The organism is Vogesella mureinivorans (assembly GCF_007644035.1).
Taxonomy (GTDB): Bacteria; Pseudomonadota; Gammaproteobacteria; order Burkholderiales; family Chromobacteriaceae; genus Vogesella; species Vogesella mureinivorans.
The window spans coordinates 264074-281717 of sequence record NZ_VMTV02000291.1 but is presented as its reverse complement, the minus strand read 5'-3'; the positions used below and the strand labels follow the sequence as shown (position 1 = coordinate 281717).

The 17644-nt window shown below is 62.9% G+C and carries 15 protein-coding genes; 8 read left to right on the top strand and 7 right to left on the bottom strand.

The window, feature by feature from the left end:
* Positions 1-98 precede the first annotated feature (98 nt).
* Complete coding sequence (locus FLQ44_RS09730) at positions 99-572, bottom strand: hypothetical protein (protein WP_147694231.1); 474 nt, start codon at positions 570-572, stop codon at positions 99-101.
* Between the two features lie 147 nt (positions 573-719).
* Between FLQ44_RS09730 and clpB the strand changes: the two genes are divergently transcribed.
* Both clpB and FLQ44_RS09720 read left to right on the top strand, forming a co-directional pair.
* Positions 720-3296 (top strand): ATP-dependent chaperone ClpB, encoded by a 2577-nt coding sequence (gene clpB, locus FLQ44_RS09725; RefSeq protein WP_147694230.1) that lies wholly within the window; start codon positions 720-722, stop codon positions 3294-3296.
* Positions 3297-3563: 267 nt separating this feature from the next.
* Positions 3564-5558: a site-specific recombinase gene (locus FLQ44_RS09720; protein WP_147694229.1), complete on the top strand. Its 1995-nt coding sequence runs from the start codon at positions 3564-3566 to the stop codon at positions 5556-5558.
* Between the two features lie 251 nt (positions 5559-5809).
* On the opposite strand, the gene FLQ44_RS09715 is transcribed toward FLQ44_RS09720, so the two are convergent.
* Positions 5810-6391: a hypothetical protein gene (locus FLQ44_RS09715; RefSeq protein WP_147694228.1), complete on the bottom strand. Its 582-nt coding sequence runs from the start codon at positions 6389-6391 to the stop codon at positions 5810-5812.
* A 279-nt stretch (positions 6392-6670) separates the two neighbouring features.
* Positions 6671-7237 (bottom strand): hypothetical protein, encoded by a 567-nt coding sequence (locus FLQ44_RS09710; RefSeq protein ID WP_147694227.1) that lies wholly within the window; start codon positions 7235-7237, stop codon positions 6671-6673.
* Positions 7238-7465: 228 nt separating this feature from the next.
* On the opposite strand from FLQ44_RS09710, the gene ahpC reads away from it, so the two are divergent.
* The 3 genes from ahpC (at position 7466) to udp (ending at position 10839) form a co-directional block, all read left to right on the top strand.
* Positions 7466-8029 carry an alkyl hydroperoxide reductase subunit C gene (gene ahpC / locus FLQ44_RS09705; RefSeq protein WP_026108034.1) on the top strand — a complete coding sequence of 188 codons (564 nt, stop codon included), beginning with the start codon at positions 7466-7468 and terminating at the stop codon, positions 8027-8029.
* 171 nt (positions 8030-8200) lie between these two features.
* The gene (gene ahpF / locus FLQ44_RS09700) at positions 8201-9775 is read left to right on the top strand and encodes an alkyl hydroperoxide reductase subunit F (RefSeq protein ID WP_147694226.1); all 1575 of its coding nucleotides are present in this window, start codon (positions 8201-8203) and stop codon (positions 9773-9775) included.
* Positions 9776-10065: 290 nt separating this feature from the next.
* Positions 10066-10839: a uridine phosphorylase gene (udp, locus tag FLQ44_RS09695; protein ID WP_147694225.1), complete on the top strand. Its 774-nt coding sequence runs from the start codon at positions 10066-10068 to the stop codon at positions 10837-10839.
* 82 nt (positions 10840-10921) lie between these two features.
* Here udp and FLQ44_RS09690 read toward each other — a convergent pair whose 3' ends face one another.
* Entirely contained in the window at positions 10922-12019 is a 1098-nt protein-coding gene (locus FLQ44_RS09690; RefSeq protein ID WP_206208783.1) for a PQQ-dependent sugar dehydrogenase, read from the bottom strand.
* Between the two features lie 284 nt (positions 12020-12303).
* On the opposite strand from FLQ44_RS09690, the gene FLQ44_RS09685 reads away from it, so the two are divergent.
* Positions 12304-13284, top strand: coding sequence for a TerC family protein (locus tag FLQ44_RS09685; RefSeq protein ID WP_147694224.1), 981 nt, complete (start codon positions 12304-12306; stop codon positions 13282-13284).
* Between the two features lie 71 nt (positions 13285-13355).
* On the opposite strand, the gene FLQ44_RS09680 is transcribed toward FLQ44_RS09685, so the two are convergent.
* On the bottom strand, positions 13356-13727 hold the full coding sequence (locus FLQ44_RS09680; RefSeq protein ID WP_147694223.1) for a 5-carboxymethyl-2-hydroxymuconate Delta-isomerase: 372 nt from the start codon (positions 13725-13727) through the stop codon (positions 13356-13358).
* 146 nt (positions 13728-13873) lie between these two features.
* Here FLQ44_RS09680 and FLQ44_RS09675 point away from each other — a divergent pair, with 146 nt between their 5' ends.
* On the top strand, positions 13874-15793 hold the full coding sequence (locus tag FLQ44_RS09675) for a B12-binding domain-containing radical SAM protein (RefSeq protein ID WP_147694222.1): 1920 nt from the start codon (positions 13874-13876) through the stop codon (positions 15791-15793).
* A gap of 118 nt (positions 15794-15911) precedes the next feature.
* Positions 15912-16592: a DUF1045 domain-containing protein gene (locus tag FLQ44_RS09670; RefSeq protein WP_147694221.1), complete on the top strand. Its 681-nt coding sequence runs from the start codon at positions 15912-15914 to the stop codon at positions 16590-16592.
* Positions 16593-16669: 77 nt separating this feature from the next.
* On the opposite strand, the gene FLQ44_RS09665 is transcribed toward FLQ44_RS09670, so the two are convergent.
* Both FLQ44_RS09665 and FLQ44_RS09660 read right to left on the bottom strand, forming a co-directional pair.
* Positions 16670-17017 carry a DUF1289 domain-containing protein gene (locus FLQ44_RS09665; protein WP_147694220.1) on the bottom strand — a complete coding sequence of 116 codons (348 nt, stop codon included), beginning with the start codon at positions 17015-17017 and terminating at the stop codon, positions 16670-16672.
* The gene (locus tag FLQ44_RS09660; protein ID WP_147694219.1) at positions 17010-17588 is read right to left on the bottom strand and encodes a HutD/Ves family protein; all 579 of its coding nucleotides are present in this window, start codon (positions 17586-17588) and stop codon (positions 17010-17012) included. Before FLQ44_RS09660 ends, FLQ44_RS09665 begins: the two co-directional genes overlap by 8 nt.
* Positions 17589-17644: the final 56 nt, after the last annotated feature.

Here is a 17644-nt window from a genome sequence, read left to right as displayed (position 1 = left end):
CACGGGGTGAATCCGAGATGGTGCATAGTATGCCTGCTTGCAGGAAAAGCGCCTATGCTGCAATGCAAAAAGCCGGTATCTGCCCCGGCTTGTGCGCGCTAGTCTATCTGCCAGCGCAGGTTGAATGTGGTGGTGGCCGGCATCATGCGGTCTTTCCAGTGGATTTCCGGCACATAGCCGATCTCCAGCTGCAGCAGCTTGCCCCCCACGGTTACAAAGGGCAGCCCGGCCAGGCCGTGCATGCCGCTGCCGTTCAGGTAGCCCACCATCACGCCGGCACCCACCACCATGTCCTTGCTTACCTCCCATTCCGTGCGCCCGCCACCTGCCACGAAATAGGCTGTTTCGCGGCGCGAGTCGCGGTAGCTGCCGCCACGAACAAACAGACTGTAGTCCACCATGGGCTCGGCCAGTTCCAGCCCCAGGCCGGGGTTGCTGTTGTTCAGGTCGCAGCGGTAGCGCGTGCTATCGCAGCTGCCGTGGTGCGATGCCCCGAACACCAGTAGCGAGGTGTCTGCCATGGCGCTGCTACAACCCAGTAGCAGCATAGCTGTCAGTAGTTTTGTTTTCATATTACCCCCATGTCTTGATAGGAGATGGTTTAACAACCATGGCTAGCTCTTTGATGTTAGGCAAAAAGCCGGCAATGTGAACCTTGAAAAGCAGGCGGTTTTGCCCCAGCTAATAAGCATCAGACGTTTATTGCCAAGGAGGCTGTCATGCGTTTCGACAAACTCACTACCAAGTTCCAGCAGGCCCTGGCCGAGTCCCAAAGCCTGGCGCTGGCTGCAGACAATGCTTTTATCGAGCCACAGCACCTGCTGCTGGCCATGCTGGACGACGCCGAAAGCGGCGTGGGCAGCCTGCTGGCGCGTGCGGGGACCAATATCGGCGCGCTCAAGACCGCGCTGCGTGACAGCGTGGCGCGCTTGCCTAAAGTCAGCGGTGGCGACGGTGACATCACGGTGTCGCGCGAGCTGGGCAAGCTGCTGAACCTCACCGACCAGGCCGCCACCAAGCGCGGCGACCAGTTCATCGCCAGCGAGCTGTACCTGCTGGTATTGGCCGCAGACAAAGGCGAAGCGGCCCGCCTGCTGAAACAGCACGGCGGCCAGCTATCGGCCATCGTGGCGGCCGTGGACGCAGTGCGTGGCGGCGATGGCGTGGATAGCGCCGACGCCGAAGAGCAGCGTGAAGCGCTGAAAAAATACACGCTGGACCTGACCGAACGCGCGCGCCAGGGCAAGCTGGACCCGGTGATCGGCCGCGACGACGAAATCCGCCGCGCCATCCAGGTGCTGCAGCGCCGCACCAAGAACAACCCGGTGCTGATTGGCGAGCCGGGCGTGGGCAAGACCGCCATTGTGGAAGGCCTGGCGCAGCGCATTGTTAACGGCGAAGTGCCGGAAAGCCTCAAGCACAAGAAGCTGCTGGTGCTGGACATGGCCGGCCTGATTGCCGGTGCCAAGTTCCGTGGCGAGTTTGAAGAGCGCCTGAAAGCGGTGCTGAGCGACATCGCCAAGGACGAAGGCAGCATCATTCTGTTTATCGACGAAATCCACACCATGGTGGGCGCCGGCAAAGCCGAGGGCGCCATGGATGCCGGCAATATGCTGAAGCCGGCGCTGGCACGCGGCGAGCTGCACTGCCTGGGCGCCACCACGCTGGACGAGTACCGCAAGTACATCGAAAAAGACGCCGCGCTGGAGCGCCGTTTCCAGAAGGTGATGGTGAACGAGCCTAGCGTGGAAGACACCATTGCCATCCTGCGCGGCCTGCAAGAAAAGTACGAAATCCACCACGGTGTAGACATCACCGACCCGGCCATCGTGGCCGCCGCCGAGCTGAGCCAGCGCTATATCACCGACCGTTTCCTGCCGGACAAGGCCATCGACCTGATTGACGAGGCCGCCGCCAAGATCAAGATGGAGCTGGATTCCAAGCCGGAAGAAATGGACAAGCTGGACCGCCGCCTGATCCAGCTCAAGATCGAGCGTGAGGCCGTGAAGCGCGAAAGCGACGAGGCATCGAAAAAGCGCCTGCAGCTGATCGAGGCAGAAATTGACAGCCTGTCGCGTGAGTACGCCGACCTGGAAGAAATCTGGAAGGCCGAAAAAGCCAGCCAGCAGGGCAGCCAGGCCATCAAGGAAGAAATCGAGCAGCTAAAGCTGGAGATCGAAGAGCTCAAGCGCCGTGGCGACTGGCAGGCGCTGGCCGAGCTGCAGTACGGCAAACTGCCGCAGCTGGAAGGGCGGCTGAAAGACGCCGAGGCCGCCAGCGCGGATGATAGCAAGCCCAACCGCCTGCTGCGCACCCAGGTGGGCGCCGAGGAAATTGCCGAGGTGGTATCGCGCATGACCGGTATCCCGGTAAGCAAAATGCTTACCGGCGAGCGTGACAAGCTGCTGCAGATGGAAAGCGCGCTGCACCAGCGCGTGGTGGGGCAGGACGAGGCGGTAACGGCCGTGGCCGACGCCATCCGCCGTTCGCGCTCCGGCCTGGCCGACCCGAACCGTCCGTACGGCAGCTTTCTGTTCCTGGGCCCCACCGGCGTGGGTAAAACCGAGCTGTGCAAGGCGCTGGCGGGTTTCATGTTTGATAGCGAAGAGCACCTGATTCGCATCGATATGTCCGAGTACATGGAAAAACACTCGGTATCCCGACTGATCGGTGCGCCGCCTGGCTATGTGGGTTACGAGGAGGGCGGCATGCTCACCGAGCAGGTACGCCGCAAACCGTATAGCGTGATTCTGCTGGACGAGGTGGAAAAAGCGCACCCGGACGTGTTCAACGTGCTGCTGCAGGTGCTGGACGATGGCCGCCTGACTGACGGCCAGGGCCGTACCGTGGACTTCAAGAACACCGTGATCGTGATGACGTCCAATATGGGCAGCCAGCACATCCAGAACATGGCCGATAGCGACTATCAGGTAATCAAGCTGGCGGTGATGGCCGAGGTGAAATCGCACTTCCGCCCCGAGTTTGTGAACCGCATCGACGAGCTGGTGGTGTTCCACGCGCTGGGCGAGGCACAGATCAAGTCGATCGCCCGTATCCAGCTGAAGCGGCTGGAAGCACGCCTGGCCAAGCTGGATATCAGCCTGCAGGTGGGCGACGACGCGCTGGCGCTGATTGCCGAGGCCGGCTTCGACCCGGTATATGGTGCGCGGCCGCTGAAACGCGCCATCCAGAGCGAGATCGAAAACCCGCTGGCCAAGGCGATTCTGGCTGGCAAGTACCCGCCTAAATCTACCGTCATGGTAGAGGTAGCCGGTGGCGGGCTGCGCTTTGCCTGATCGTCGGGCCATTGCACGCTAGTCATGTTTTGCGGCCAACCTGGCAGCCAGGTTGGCCGTATTTTGTGTTGCAGCCGTGCTGGGTGTGCGGTGATGATCTGGTCAGCAATGAACCTGACGACCGCACGGTGGTCATAAAAATACATTGTACTGATGCGCTGCAGCATCCGGCTTGCCAGCCGGGCGGCTTCACGTCAGTCTGGGCACCGCAGCCGCGGCAGGCTGCGCTGACCCACCAGCATAACGACAACCGTTTCAGGAAGGTGCATGGATCAATTTTTGCAAACCCTGGCCCAGCGCCAGAGCCCCGACAGCGCGGTGGCCCCGCTGGCCAGCCTGCTGGCTACGCTGCGCCCGGACGACGCCGGCGATTTTGTCCAGGCCACCAGCAACCTGCGCGCGCTAACCTACCTGCTAAGCCGCCACCCCGATTACCGCGATGGCCTGCGTCGTGCCATTCTCGACCTGCTGGCCGCTACCCGTCAGGTGCAGCTGTATACCGATACCGGGCTGTTATCCAACGAGCCGTTCTCTGCCGCCATCAAGCGCCGTATTGGTGAGCGCCTGCTGCCGCCGGCCCGTTCGCCCCATCACCTGTCCGACCAGTTCGGCCTGATTTTCAGCCACCCGGAAGACTACCGCTGGGTCGGTGCCGTGGCGCAGGATGTATGGCTGGAGCTATGGCAGGCGCTGGCTTGGGGCGAGCTACCGGCCGCTGCGGCTAACCCGGTGCGCCAGCAGCTGCTGGAGGCAGTACAGGTGTTGACTGCCCGTATTACCGCCATCGGGCTGGAGCCGGAGCTGGTACGTGTGTACCCCGACATCGAGCGCTTCGAGTCGCCGTTTCTGCACCTGGCTTCCGAAGCCATGCGCTATGTGGAATCGGCCCGTCAGGCCATGGTAGACCCGACCTGCCAGCCAGAAGACGAAAAGCACATGCTGGTGCTGCTGGAGCAGTGCGAGCAGCTGATTGCCCGCCTGCGCAAGGTAGCGCACGAGCGTGGTGTGTCGGTTAGCCTGACTTACCACCTGATACGCTTGGGCCAGCACATAGGCCGCTTGCGTACCCTGCTAGCCTTGCTGGATAGTGACGGCAGCCCAGCAGCCAACGGCACGTTGTTTACCCTGCTGGCCGAGCTGGTGCGTGCCGAAAACCGCCGCTTCAGCGTGCGTGACGTGTTTACCAGCAATACCGAAATGCTGGCGCGCCAGGTTACCGAGCACGCCGGCCGCCACGGCGAGCACTACATTGCCGAAGACCGCAAGCAGTGGAAAGACATGGCCAGTGCCGCCATTGGCGCTGGCGTGATTGTGGGCTTCATGGCGCTGGTGAAACTGCTGCTGGTCAAGCTGCACCTGCCGCTGATCTGGGAGGCGCTGGCCTTTGGCCTGAACTACGCGCTGGGTTTCATGCTGGTACACGTGCTGCACTTCACCATCGCTACCAAGCAGCCGGCCATGACGGCCGCGCGTATTGCCGCGGTGATCCACGAGTCGGGCGGCAAGCCCGACATGCCGCAGCTGGCCGAGCTGGTGGCCAAGGTGATGCGCACGCAGTTTGTCGCCATTCTGGGTAATGTGCTGGCGGCCATACCGGTAGCCTGGCTGATTGCAGTGAGCTGGCAGGCGTTTACCGGCGCGCCGGTCGTCAATGCCGACAAGGCGGCGCACCTGCTGGCCGACCTGGACCCGGTGCACAGCCTGGCCATCTTCCATGCCGCCATTGCCGGGGTGTACCTGTTTCTGGCTGGGTTGATAGCCGGCTACTACGACAACCTGGCGATTTATCGCCAGATTCCGCAAAGGTTGGCCGCACTGCCGTGGCTAAACCGCCTGCTGGGCGAGGCGCGCACGCGGCGCCTGGCGCACTACGTGGAACACAACCTGGGCGGCCTGGCTGGCAACTTTTACTTTGGTTTATTCCTGGGGGTAACCGGCACCATCGGCTTCCTGCTGGGTTTGCCGCTGGATATCCGCCATATCACCTTCTCGTCGGCGTATCTGTCGTATGCCGCGGTAACCTACGACTACCTGATACCGCTGCCGCTGGTGCTGTGGTCGGTGGGTGGTGTGCTGCTGATCGGCATGACCAACCTGCTGGTGAGCTTTACCCTGGCGCTATGGGTGGCACTGCGCTCGCGCAAGCTCAAGGGCACGGATGCGCTGCCGCTGATACCGGCGTTGGCGCGGCGCTTCTGGCAGAAGCCGAAAGACTTTTTCATCCCGCCCAAGGATGTCCAGCCCGAGCAGCCCGCACCGTAGCGGTGTGGTTTGCCGCTCCGTGCCAGCCGGTTTACACCGGCTGGCATTTTTTATGGGCTAAAAGATAGTAGCCAAGAAAAACCCGCCTGGGTGGCGGGCAGAACTCCGGGCTCGGAGAGGAGAAACATGCAGCGGGAGATATTTCATTTATAGAAGCCTATGCCATAAACGCCATGCCCGATGTTGAATTCTGTGTTCTCCCGCCATAGTCCTTGGCGCCATGGCGTGATAGTTGCCACGCCGGCGCAGCGCTAGAAGTGGCCTATGGTGCGCTTTTTGTTACGGATATGCGCCGCATAGGCTTCGGTGTTGCTGGTGGCGACCTGCCGTGCCAGCGCATTGTGTTGCCAGATCAGTGCGTAGCTGCCGGCCAGCTGCTTTTGCAGCGTCACGGTATAGGCACCTTGCGGCCAACTATAAGCCGCGGCTTGGTTGCTGCCGTGCCCGGCTGGCTGACCATAGCGGGCGGTCAGGTCCTGGTAGGTCGGGTCGGTGGGGGTGCCAGGTGGATAGTCAAAGCGTATCTGGTACAGCACCTCGTCCAGAAAAGCCATTTGCAGGTGTGGGGTGCCGCTATCGGGCATGCCTTCTACATGCATCACGATCACCCGCTTGTTGGGGATGTTTTCTGGTGTGATGGCCAGAAAGGCCTCTTGCGCGTTGCCATAAAACTCGCCGGTTATGCGGGCCTGTCTGGCCTGTACCGCTTGCTGCGCCTGCTCCCGTGTGTGGCTGCCGGGCAGCAGTCCGAATAGCGGCAAGCTGGTTTGCGCCAGGCAAGGCAGGGCCAGGAAAAGCAGGGTGAGCCAGAGAGCAAATCTGGGTGCGGGCATGGTGTCATGGCTGCCTTGGGGTTGAGTGCCGGCAGTATACATGGGGCATCGGCTGCTGATGTATCGCGGTGTGCCGGTGGCGGCACTAGACCCTATGCAATAGATATTGCTATTGGGCTGTTGTATGTCATGGCTTTGTTTGCTTTAAAAATAGCCATGTCATTGACTTGCTTATGTATTTCATTGTGGTGCACCAGCGACAAATCAGGGGGGCTGGGGGGCGGCGCTGTGGCCCGGGTTCCGGCGCCGCACCACAGCGGGGGGGGGGGGGATGCAGGTTCAGGGCAGGGTAACGTAATGCTGTTTGGCACGGATATACGCGGCGTAGGTTTCGGTATTCGAGGTGCGCACCTTGCGCGCCAGCTGGGTGTGTTCCAGCTGCAAGACAAGCTGGCCGTTGATTTGCTCCATCAGCACCATCCAGACATTGCCCCTTTGCCAGCTGGCGTGCTGCAGTTTGCTGCTGGATTGCGCGTCTGGCTGGCCGTAGTGGGTGCCAAGCTTATCCAGCGCCTGCTGGAAGGTGACACCGCTTCGGTAGCTGGCACTCACGCGGTAGAGCAGGTCATCAAAGAAGGCAAATCGTGCGTTTTCCAGCTCTGGCGTGGGCAGCGAGCGGATATCGGCCACGACGACGCGCAAGTTGGCCAGGGTTTGTTCGCCGCTTTGCGGGTAGTTTTCCAGGGCATTGCCGTGAAACAGGCTGTAAACCGAAGCTTGTTTTTGTTGCCAAAGCATTTCGGCCTGGCCGCGCCGGGTTTCGCCGGCGACCAGCCCCATGAAGTGCAGCTTGCTGGCCATCGGCATGATGCTGGCGGGGGCTAGTGCAGGGGAGGGCGCGGCCATGGCAGGCAGGCCGGCTAAAAGCATGAATAAAGTAAAAGCGTGACGCATGGTAGTCCCGTACAAGTTGCAGGTGATAGGCAGGTAGCGCCAAACCATGGTTGCCGAGGCCTAAAATGGCGATAAAAAAAATCTAACTATCCGAGAAAATCATTCAATTGGATTTGGCTATTGGGTTGCGGCATGATTGCACTTGTCGACAACGACACCACTGCAACCAAGGAGCCCGACATGTCCATTATCAATAGCCAGATCAAACCGTTTGCCAGCAAAGCCTTCCACAATGGCCAGTTCATTGACGTAACCGACCAGACCCTGCTGGGCAAATGGTCCGTAGTGTTCTTCTACCCGGCCGACTTCACCTTTGTGTGCCCGACCGAGCTGGGCGACCTGGCTGACCTGTACCCGGAATTCCAGAAGCTGGGCGTGGAAATCTACTCGGTATCCACCGACACCCACTTCACCCACAAGGCGTGGCACGACACGTCCGACACCATCAAGAAAATCCAGTACCCGATGCTGGCTGACCCGACTCACCTGATCTCGCGCAACTTTGGCGTGCTGATCGAAGAAGCCGGCCTGGCTGACCGCGGTACCTTCGTGATCGACCCGGAAGGCAAGATCCAGATCGTGGAAATCAACGCCGGTGGCGTGGGCCGCGACGCAGCCGAGCTGCTGCGCAAAGTAAAAGCTGCTCAGTACGTAGCCGCCCACCCGGGTGAAGTGTGCCCGGCCAAATGGCAAGAAGGCGATGCCACCTTGGCCCCGTCGCTGGACCTGGTAGGCAAGATCTGATTTTTCGCCACGCTGCAGCCCCAGGCTGACAGCACAGCACCTTGACGAGGTTGGCCGGCCTCTCCCGGTCAGCCTCGCCCCACCCGACATTTATGCCGGGTGCCCCGGAAAGCGCCCTTGCGGCCAACTGTGAAGCCGCTTTCCCGGGTACCCGTTACCAAGGAGCACACCATGCTGGACAACAATATCAAGACCCAACTGCAAGCTTATCTCGCCAACCTGCAACACCCTATCGAGCTGGTAGCCAGCCTGGGCGGCGGTGCCAAAGATGAAGAAATACGCGGCCTGCTGGCCGACATCGCCAGCCTGTCCGACAAGGTAAGCGCCCGTTTCGATGGCCAGGACGCCCGTAAGCCATCGTTCACTATTGCCCGCCCAGGCGACGCCACCCCGCGCGTACAGTTTGCCGGCGTGCCGATGGGCCACGAGTTCACCTCGCTGGTGCTGGCGCTACTGCAGGTAGGCGGCCACCCATCCAAGGCCGGCCAGGAGCTGATCCAGCAGGTAAAAGACCTGCACGGCGAGTTCACCTTTGAAACCTATATCTCGCTGTCGTGCCAGAACTGCCCGGACGTGGTACAGGCGCTGAACCTGATGGCCGTGCTGAACCCTGGCATCCGCCACACCATGGTGGACGGTGCGCTGTTCCAGGCAGAGGTTGCGGACCGCCAGATTATGTCGGTGCCTACCGTGTACCTGAACGGCCAAGTATTCGGCCAGGGCCGCATGGGGCTGGAAGAAATCGTGGCCAAGCTGGACACCGGTGCCGCCGCCCGCGACGCCGAAAAACTGGCGCAGAAAGAGGCGTTTGACGTGCTGGTGGTGGGTGGTGGCCCGGCTGGCGCTGCCGCCGCCATCTACACCGCCCGTAAAGGCATCCGCACTGGCGTGGTTGCCGAGCGCTTTGGCGGCCAGGTGCTGGACACCATGGGCATCGAAAACTTCATTTCGGTCAAAGAAACCGAAGGTCCCAAGCTGGCCATGGCGCTGGAGCAGCACGTCAAAGAGTACGACGTAGACGTGATGAACCTGCAGCGCGCCAGCAAGCTGATTGCCGCCAGCGAAAGTGCCAGCGGCCTGACCGAGGTACAGCTGCAAAGCGGTGCCACGCTGAAAGCCAAGTCGGTGATTATTGCCACCGGTGCGCGCTGGCGCGAAATGAACGTGCCGGGCGAGCAGCAATACCGCAACAAGGGCGTGGCTTACTGCCCGCACTGCGACGGCCCGCTGTTCAAAGGCAAGCGCGTGGCGGTGATCGGCGGTGGTAACTCCGGTGTGGAAGCGGCTATCGACCTGGCCGGTATCGTGTCGCACGTGACCCTGCTGGAGTTCGGCGACGCCATGCGCGCTGACGCCGTGCTGCAAAACAAGCTGCGCAGCCTGCCCAACGTCACCATCATCCTGCAGGCGCAGACTACCGAAGTCACCGGCGACGGCAGCAAGGTCAACGGCCTGGCCTACACCGACCGCGTCAGCGGCGAGGCACGCCATATCGCGCTGGAAGGCATCTTTGTGCAGATCGGCCTGCTGCCCAATACCGACTGGCTGAAAGGCACTATCGAGCTGAGCAGCCGTGGCGAGATCATTACCGGCCGCCACCAGGACACCAGTGTGGCAGGCGTGTTTGCCGCCGGCGACGTGACCGACGTGCCGTACAAGCAAATCATCATCGCCATGGGCGAGGGTGCCAAAGCCGCGCTGGGTGCGTTTGACCACCTGATCCGCAGCAGCGCACCGGCTGCCTGAGCCCATACCGAATCAAGCCTCCTTGGGCGCCCTGTGGTCTTGTGACCCAGGGCGTTTTTTTTATTGCCAACGGCTATAGTGCAACGTTGGCCGCAGCGTGGCCGTGCTGGCCGGCACGCTGTGGCTGAAAGGTGTCAGCCGCTAAAAAGCGCTTCAATTTGCGGCCAACTTCAGGTAAAAAGAGCCATCACGTCATACCCGCCCGCCGGGTATGACGCTTTTTGTTTCTGGCCCGCCGCCGTATGCCGTTTTGCTGCTGCGGGCGCCACATTTTCACGAGAGGAGACCCCGTGTCCCACGGCGATACCCCATCCGATGTATTCCACCTGGGCCTGACCCGCGCCCAGCTCGAGGGCGCTACCCTGGCCATTATTCCGGGCGACCCGGCACGCGTAGAGCGCATCGCCCGCAAGCTCGACAACCCGCGCCACCTGTCTACCCAGCGCGAATTCACCACCTGGCTGGCCTATATCGATGGTAAGCCCATCGTGGTGTGTTCCACCGGTATCGGCGGCCCGTCCACGTCCATTGCGGTAGAGGAGCTGGCGCAGCTGGGCGTGCGCACCTTCTTGCGCGTAGGCACCACAGGCGCCATCCAGCCGCACATCAATGTGGGCGATGTGCTGGTGACCACCGGCGCGGTACGCCTGGACGGCGCCAGCCAGCACTTTGCACCGCTGGCCTACCCAGCCGTGGCCGACTTTGCCTGCACCACCGCGCTGGTGAACGCCGCACGCGAAGCCGGCCAGGCCGTGCACGTGGGCATTACCGCCTCGTCCGATACCTTCTACCCGGGGCAGGAACGCTACGACACCTACAGCGGCCGCGTGGTGCAGCAGTTTGCCGGTAGCATGAAAGAGTGGCAGGCCATGGGCGTGATGAACTACGAAATGGAATCGGCCACGCTGCTGACCATGTGCGCCACCATGGGCCTGCGCGCCGGCATGGTAGCGGGCGTGCTGGTGAACCGCACGCAGCAGGAAATCCCCGATAGCACGCAGATCAAGGCGTCGGAAACCACGGCGGTGGATATCGTCATCGCCGCGGCACGCCAGCTGGTGTAAGCCGCGCACGGCGGCCAACCCTGGCTGCTGCTGCAAAAAGCCCTGTCTCTGTCGAGGCAGGGCTTTTGTTTTGCGCGTGGGTTCAGCGCGGTAGTAGCCGCAGCAGCCGGCCTTGCGGCGCGTCGGTCAGCAGGTAGAGCAGGCCGTCCGGCCCCTGGCGTACGTCGCGCACGCGCTGGCCGTCGCTTACCGCCAGTTTTTCTTCCGCCACCACGCGCTGGCCTTGCAGCGTTAGCCGCGCCAGGTAGCCGAATTTCAGCGAGCCGGTAAACAGGCTGCCTTGCCATGCTGTGCCGTAGCGGGCACTGGTCAGCCACGCCAGGCCGGACGGCGCGATGGACGGCACCCAGTAGTGCAGTGGCTGCGCCATGCCCTGCTGCCGGGTGTGGCCCGCACCGATTGGCCCGCCGCCGTATTGTTGGCCGTAGGTAATTACCGGCCAGCCCTGGTTGCTACCGGCTGCCGGGCGGTTCAGCTCGTCGCCGCCTTGCGGGCCGTGCTCTACCAGCCACAGCTGGCCATCTTGGCCCAGCGTGGCGCCCTGCGGGTTGCGGTGCCCCAGGCTCCAGATGGCCGGTAGCGCGTCACTGCGGCCAATGTAGGGGTTGTCCGGCGGGATGCTGCCGTCGGGGCGTAGCCGCACCACCTTGCCCAGCGTGTTGTCCAGCCGCTGGGCGTCCTGCATGCGGCTGAAACGCTCGCCCAGGGTGAGCCATAGCGTGTTGTCGCTTTGCTGCGCGATGCGGCAGCCAAAGTGCAGGCGGCTGGCTACCGCCGGCTGTTGGCGAAAGATCACCGCGACATCCTGCAACTGCTGGCCATCGGGGCTGAGCCGGGCACGCGCCAGCGCCGTGCGGTTGCCGCCGTCGCCGGCCTCGCTGTAGCAAAAATACAGCTGGCGGTTGTCGGCAAAGCGGCGGTCGGCAACGATATCCAGCAGCCCGCCCTGGCCGCCGGCATCCACCGTCGGCACGCCCGCCACGCTTGCCACGCTACGGCCGCTGGCGTCCAACAGCCAGAGTTGGCCGCGCCGCTCGCTTACCAGCATGCGGCCCTGGTCGATAAACGCCAGCGCCCACGGGTGGTGCAGGCTGTTGTTCAGCACCTCGGTGCGTACTGGGGGTGTCTGCGCGCAGGCGAAAATCGGCAAGGCAAGCAAGGGCAGGGCGAGGCGATACATGGCGGGCTCCATTGGGCATGGCGGGCTTGTTGGACGCGATGGCCGTGCCAAAGTGCCATGGGCAAGCTGCACGGTAGTGGCCAGGCGACCGGGCCGATAGCGCGGCTGGCAAGCTTGTGAATCTGTTTGATTTTATAGAATTATTGCCGGGCTTTTAATCATGCTGATACGGCGGAACCAGTGTGCCAAAGTCATACTCTACATGGACAGAGGCTTGCCTGCTGGTGTGGTAGCCCGCTGCTGTGTGTTGGCCGTCCAGGCCGTTTTCAGGGAGAGTGATGAGCATGAACGAAGTCGTGAGTGTTGGTACGCCGTGGTTGTATGCCGGCTTTAGCGTGCTGGTGGTGGTCTTGCTGGCGGCTGATTTTCTGTTGTTGCGTACCCAGGGCAGCCACAAGGTTTCGGTAAAGGAGGCCGCGTGGTGGTCGGTGGTGTGGTTTGCCGCAGCCGCTGCTTTTGGTGCCTGGTTCTGGTGGCACCTCAACGGCCAGTTCGGCACGGCGGTGGCCAATCAGAAGACGCTGGAATACGCCACCGGCTATTTGATAGAAAAAGGCCTGGCCATTGAAAACGTGTTTGTGTGGATTACCATTTTCACCTATTTCGCCATTCCGCCAGAGTTCCAGAAGCGCGTGCTGTTATGGGGGGTGATAGGCGCCATTCTGATGCGGGCGGTGCTGATCTATCTGGGGGCGGTGCTGATACAGCAGTTTGACTGGATCTTCTACGTGTTCGGCCTGTTCCTGGTGGTAACCGGTATCAAGATGTTCCTGTTTACCGGCAAACAAAGCGACCTGGGTACCAACCCCCTGCTGCGCTGGTTACGCCAGCGCGTGCCAATGACTGACACCCTGCACGGCGAGCGCTTCATGGTGCTGGAGCGCGGGGTGAAGGTGTTCACCCCCTTGTTCGTGGTGCTGATTTTGGTGGAGGTGAGCGACCTGATCTTTGCCATCGATAGTATCCCGGCCATTTTTGCCGTGACCAAAGACCCGTTCATCGTGTTTACCGCCAACACCTTTGCCATTCTTGGCTTGCGCGCGATGTACTTCCTGCTGGCCGATGTTGCCGACCGTTTCCACCTGCTGGGTTACGGTCTGGCGGTGATTGTGACCCTGGTCGGCGTGAAAATGCTGCTGATGGATGTGTACAAGGTGCCTATCCTGTGGATGCTGGGCACGGTAGCCGTGGTGCTCGCGCTGTCCATCATTGGCAGCCTGCTGTCGCCGCGCCCGCAAGGCGATGGCAATAAGGGCAGTGCCTGAGGCCGGCCAGGCAGCCCGGTAGTGCCGCTTAAATGAGCAACCCGGCTTGCGCTGCAAGCCGGGTTTTCTATTCAGGGTTGGCCGTGGCGGTGCTGTTTGGCGTAGCTGGCGCGGGCGATCTGCTGGATCTCGCACGACACCTGCACGTCCTGCGCCGGGTCGGCGGGGCAGTGCACCAGCAGCGCGTCCAGCACCAGCTGGGCCAGGGTTTGCTGTACTGCCTCGCTGCGGCCTTCCAGGATGGCCAGCCGGGCGTGGATGAAGGCGCGCTGCGGGTCGCGGGCGGTGCCTACCTGATAGCAGCTCACCATGCTGGCGCGGCTTTTGATGTCGATTTCGCTGAACTGGCCGCTGGCTTCCAGCGCCAGGTTGGCTTGCTGCAGGGCGGTGGCGGCGTCGAAGCCGGCCAGGTTGTCGCTGTATTCCAGGTAAAGATGGGGCATGGCGTGTCGCATCGGCTAAGGGCTTGGGGTGGCCATGATACCGCAGCTGCCGCATGCGCCCGCAACTGGCCAAAACATGCGACAATCGCGCCAGTTTTTGCGGGCAGCCACGGCTGCCCGCCTTCGTTTGTTACCGGAAGCCCGCCATGTCCCAGATCGCCAGTGTGCGCGTGTTATCGCTGATCCCGCCGATGACGCAGCTGAATACGCCTTACCCGTCCACCGCCTATATCACCGGCTTTTTGCGCTCGCGCGGGGTAACGGCGGTGCAGGAAGACCTGGCGCTGGCGCTGGTGTTGCAGCTGTTTTCTACCGATGGCCTGCAGGCCATCCGCCAGCGCATCGACGCCATTGCACCGAAGAAACGCAGCGCGCAGGTACGCTTTTTTGTCGATAACTTCGACCAGTACCTGGCCACCATCGACCGCGTGATTGCCTTTTTGCAGGGGCGCGACAGCACGCTGGCGCACCGCATCTGCAGCCGTGGCCTGCTGCCCGAGGGCGCGCGCTTTGCCGCGCTGGAAAACTATGTCGACCCGGACGACCCGTACGGTGGCGACCCGCTGGCCTGGGCCTTTGGCGCGCTGGGCAGCTACGACCGCGCCCGCCACCTGGCCACGCTGTACCTGAACGACCTGGCCGATGTGGTGCGCGACGCCGCCGATAGCCGCTTCGAGTTCGTGCGCTACGCCGAATCGCTGGCCATGAGCCAGCCCACCTTCGACCCGCTGGCTGCCGGCTTGGCCGCGCCGCCTACGCTGGTAGACGACATGCTGGCCGCGCTGGCCGTGGCAGCGGTAGAGCGCCATCAGCCCGACCTGGTGCTGCTGTCGGTGCCGTTCCCCGGCTCGGTGTACGCCGCGTTCCGCATTGCGCAAACCATCAAGGCACGTTGGCCGCCTATCCGCACCGCGCTGGGCGGCGGTTTTGCCAATACCGAGCTGCGCGAGCTGAAAGAGCCGCGCGTGTTCGATTACTTTGATTTTGTCACGCTGGACGACGGCGAAAAGCCGCTGCTGGCGCTGATCGAGCACCTGCAGGGCCAGCGTGGTGTTAGCCGCCTGGTGCGCACCTATGTGCGCGAAGGCGATGCGGTGCGCTACATCAACATGATGGAAGCCGACATCCCGTTCGAAGAAGTGGGCACGCCCACCTGGGACGGCCTGCCTATCCACCGTTATCTGTCGCTGCTGGACATGCTCAACCCCATGCACCGGCTGTGGAGCGACGGCCGCTGGAACAAGCTGACCGTGGCGCACGGCTGCTACTGGAAAAAATGCAGCTTTTGCGACGTCACGCTGGACTACATCTCGCGCTACGAAACCGCGTCCGCCACCACGCTGGTAGACCGCATCGAGGCCATCATTGCCGAAACCGGTCAGACCGGTTTTCACTTTGTGGACGAAGCCGCGCCGCCCAAGATGCTGCGTGCGCTGGCCGAAGAGCTGCTGCGGCGCAAGGTGTCGATATCGTGGTGGGGCAATATCCGCTTTGAAAAATCGTTCACCCCCGAGCTGTGCCAGCTGCTGGCCGAATCCGGCTGCATCGCCATTTCCGGCGGGCTGGAGGTGGCGTCCGACCGCCTGCTGAAACTGATGAAAAAAGGCGTATCGGTAGAGCAGGTGGCACGCGTGACGCAGGGCTTTACCGAGGCCGGCATTCTGGTGCACGCCTACCTGATGTACGGCTTCCCCACGCAAACGGTGCAAGACACGGTAGACGCGTTGGAATACGTGCGCCAGCTGTTCGAAAACGGCTGTATCCAGAGCGGCTTCTTCCACCGCTTTGCCTGTACCGTGCACTCGCCGGTGGGGCAAAGCCCGGACGAGTACGGCGTCAAGCTGATCCCGCTGCCCGAGGTGACCTTTGCCAAGAACGACGTGGGTTTCATCGACCCCACCGGTACCGACCACGACACCCTGGGCCGTGGCCTGAACAAGGCGCTGTACAACTATATGCACGGCATTGGTCTGGATGCCGACGTGCGCGAGTGGTTCGATATGCGCGTGCCACGCAGCCGCGTGCCGCGCCATTTCATCAGCAAGGCGCTGCACCCGCAGCGTTAAACACTGTGGTACAGGGCGTGCGGCCAACCTAGCGCAAAGGTTGGCCGCATTTTTTTGCCACAGGGCGCAGGCCGGAGTAGGGTAACGCCCCTTGTTTGACGTTTTTGTGAAAGAACCCATGCGTTACGCCGTCTATTACGCGCCCGCGCCGCGCACCGCCCTGTGGCGGGCCGGCAGCGAATGGCTGGGCTGGGACGCCGCCCGTGGTGCGGCGCTGCTGCCGCCCGCACTGCCTGGTGGCCTGCTAGCCAGGCTGGCTCCGCTCACGCGCCGCGCCGCGCACTACGGCTGGCACGCTACGCTGAAGGCCCCGTTCCGGCTGGCCGCTGGCGTGGACGAAGCCCAGCTGCTGCAACAGGTATCCACACTGGCCACCGGCTGCACGCCATTTACCTTGCCGCTGCAGGTGGGTACGCTGCGCGACGCCACCGTGCTGCGCGTGGCGGGCGATAGCACGGCCATCGACGCGCTGGCCGAGCGCTGTGTGCGCGAGCTGCTGCCGCTGGGCGCACCCGCGCCAGACCGCCCCGGCCTGAGCCCGCGCGAGGCCGAGCTGCACGCCGCCTGGGGCTACCCCTACGTGCTGGAGCAGTTCTGCTTTCACCTGACGCTGGCGCGGTTCAGCCGCGAGCCGGCCTTGCAGGCCGCCATCGAGCGCGCGGCGGTGGCGCATTTTGACGGTTTGCTGCAGGCCGATGTGGCGGCGTTGTCGGTGTTTGTGGAAACGCGCCCCGACGAGCCCATGCGGCTGCTGGCCGAATGCGGCTTTGATGGCAGCCTCACGCGCCACCTGCGCTGATACTGCCTGGCGTAGCCATGCAAAAGCCCTGCGGCCAACCTTGTACGGGTTGGCCGCAGGGCTTTTTGGTGTGTGCTTTAGCTGGCTTGGCGCGCTGCTGCCGCTGCGTGCAGGCAGGCCGGGCACAGGCAGTCGCTGGTGGCGTCTGCGGGGCTGGCCAGTGGTGGCAGGTCGGCGCACCAGCAGCCGCCCTGGCTGCCGCCCGTGCCGCAGGCAAAGGCGCTGCCGCATTGCGTGCAGTGCAGCTGGCGCACCGGCAGCGGCTGGCGCAGGCTGGCGATGCGCTCCAGCGCGGCCTGCTTTTGTGCATTGCTGGCGCTGGACCAGCCGGTGATTTCATCCAGCGTGCGCAGGCAGCCGGTGCAATAGCGGCGGCTATCGTCCAGCTTGCATTGCTTGATGCAGGGGGAGGTGACCTCAGTCATCGGTGCTTTCCATCAGCGTGAAGCTGGCCAGCAGCAGGGTTGTGGCGGCCGTGCAGTGCAGTACCACGTCGGCGGCGTCGTCCAGCCAGCATGCTTCCATGCTCTGCAGCGCCTGGCCAGCCAGATGCAGTTGGCCGCTGGCCACGAACAGCAGGCTGCGCGGCGGCAGGGGCAGGGGGTGGCTGCCCGCCGCCAGTACCAGCTGCCGGCAGCAGTGGCTGGCCTGGCCCTGGCGTGTCATCACGTTGAAATCGCGCACCTTGCCCGCCAGGCGCAGCCCGGCCAGCGGCAGGCCGCCGTCAAAGGCCAGGGGCGCATCGCCGGGGCGCAGGGTGGCGTACAGCTGGGGCCCTTTCATTAGCACCAGGCCGTCGCCAGCCAGGATGGCCAGGCTGCGGTCTACGCCGGCAAAGTGGGAAAACGGGCCGTCGCTGTCTACTTCGGCCACGCTCACGCGGTAGGTAAAACTATCCAGGCTGGCCCCGGGTGGGTAGGCCAGTAGCTGGCGGGTACTGCCGCCGCCGTTTTTCCAGGTGCTGGGCGGGCAGTCCTGCAGTCGAATAATGTGCATGATTATTGTTTGATGTCTCTATGCCGAGGCGCGATGGTAGCATGGCTGTTTCTGCT

Excerpts from the sequence above, each read along its gene's own strand:
- FLQ44_RS09730 (WP_147694231.1), bottom strand. The coding sequence starts at position 572 with ATGAAAACAAAACTACTGACAGCTATGCTGCTACTGGGTTGTAGCAGC.
- clpB (WP_147694230.1), top strand. The coding sequence starts at position 720 with ATGCGTTTCGACAAACTCACTACCAAGTTCCAGCAGGCCCTGGCCGAG.
- FLQ44_RS09720 (WP_147694229.1), top strand. The coding sequence starts at position 3,564 with ATGGATCAATTTTTGCAAACCCTGGCCCAGCGCCAGAGCCCCGACAGC.
- FLQ44_RS09715 (WP_147694228.1), bottom strand. The coding sequence starts at position 6,391 with ATGCCCGCACCCAGATTTGCTCTCTGGCTCACCCTGCTTTTCCTGGCC.
- FLQ44_RS09710 (WP_147694227.1), bottom strand. The coding sequence starts at position 7,237 with ATGGCCGCGCCCTCCCCTGCACTAGCCCCCGCCAGCATCATGCCGATG.
- ahpC (WP_026108034.1), top strand. The coding sequence starts at position 7,466 with ATGTCCATTATCAATAGCCAGATCAAACCGTTTGCCAGCAAAGCCTTC.
- ahpF (WP_147694226.1), top strand. The coding sequence starts at position 8,201 with ATGCTGGACAACAATATCAAGACCCAACTGCAAGCTTATCTCGCCAAC.
- FLQ44_RS09690 (WP_206208783.1), bottom strand. The coding sequence starts at position 12,019 with ATGTATCGCCTCGCCCTGCCCTTGCTTGCCTTGCCGATTTTCGCCTGC.
- FLQ44_RS09685 (WP_147694224.1), top strand. The coding sequence starts at position 12,304 with ATGAACGAAGTCGTGAGTGTTGGTACGCCGTGGTTGTATGCCGGCTTT.
- FLQ44_RS09680 (WP_147694223.1), bottom strand. The coding sequence starts at position 13,727 with ATGCCCCATCTTTACCTGGAATACAGCGACAACCTGGCCGGCTTCGAC.
- FLQ44_RS09675 (WP_147694222.1), top strand. The coding sequence starts at position 13,874 with ATGTCCCAGATCGCCAGTGTGCGCGTGTTATCGCTGATCCCGCCGATG.
- FLQ44_RS09670 (WP_147694221.1), top strand. The coding sequence starts at position 15,912 with ATGCGTTACGCCGTCTATTACGCGCCCGCGCCGCGCACCGCCCTGTGG.
- FLQ44_RS09665 (WP_147694220.1), bottom strand. The coding sequence starts at position 17,017 with ATGACTGAGGTCACCTCCCCCTGCATCAAGCAATGCAAGCTGGACGAT.
- FLQ44_RS09660 (WP_147694219.1), bottom strand. The coding sequence starts at position 17,588 with ATGCACATTATTCGACTGCAGGACTGCCCGCCCAGCACCTGGAAAAAC.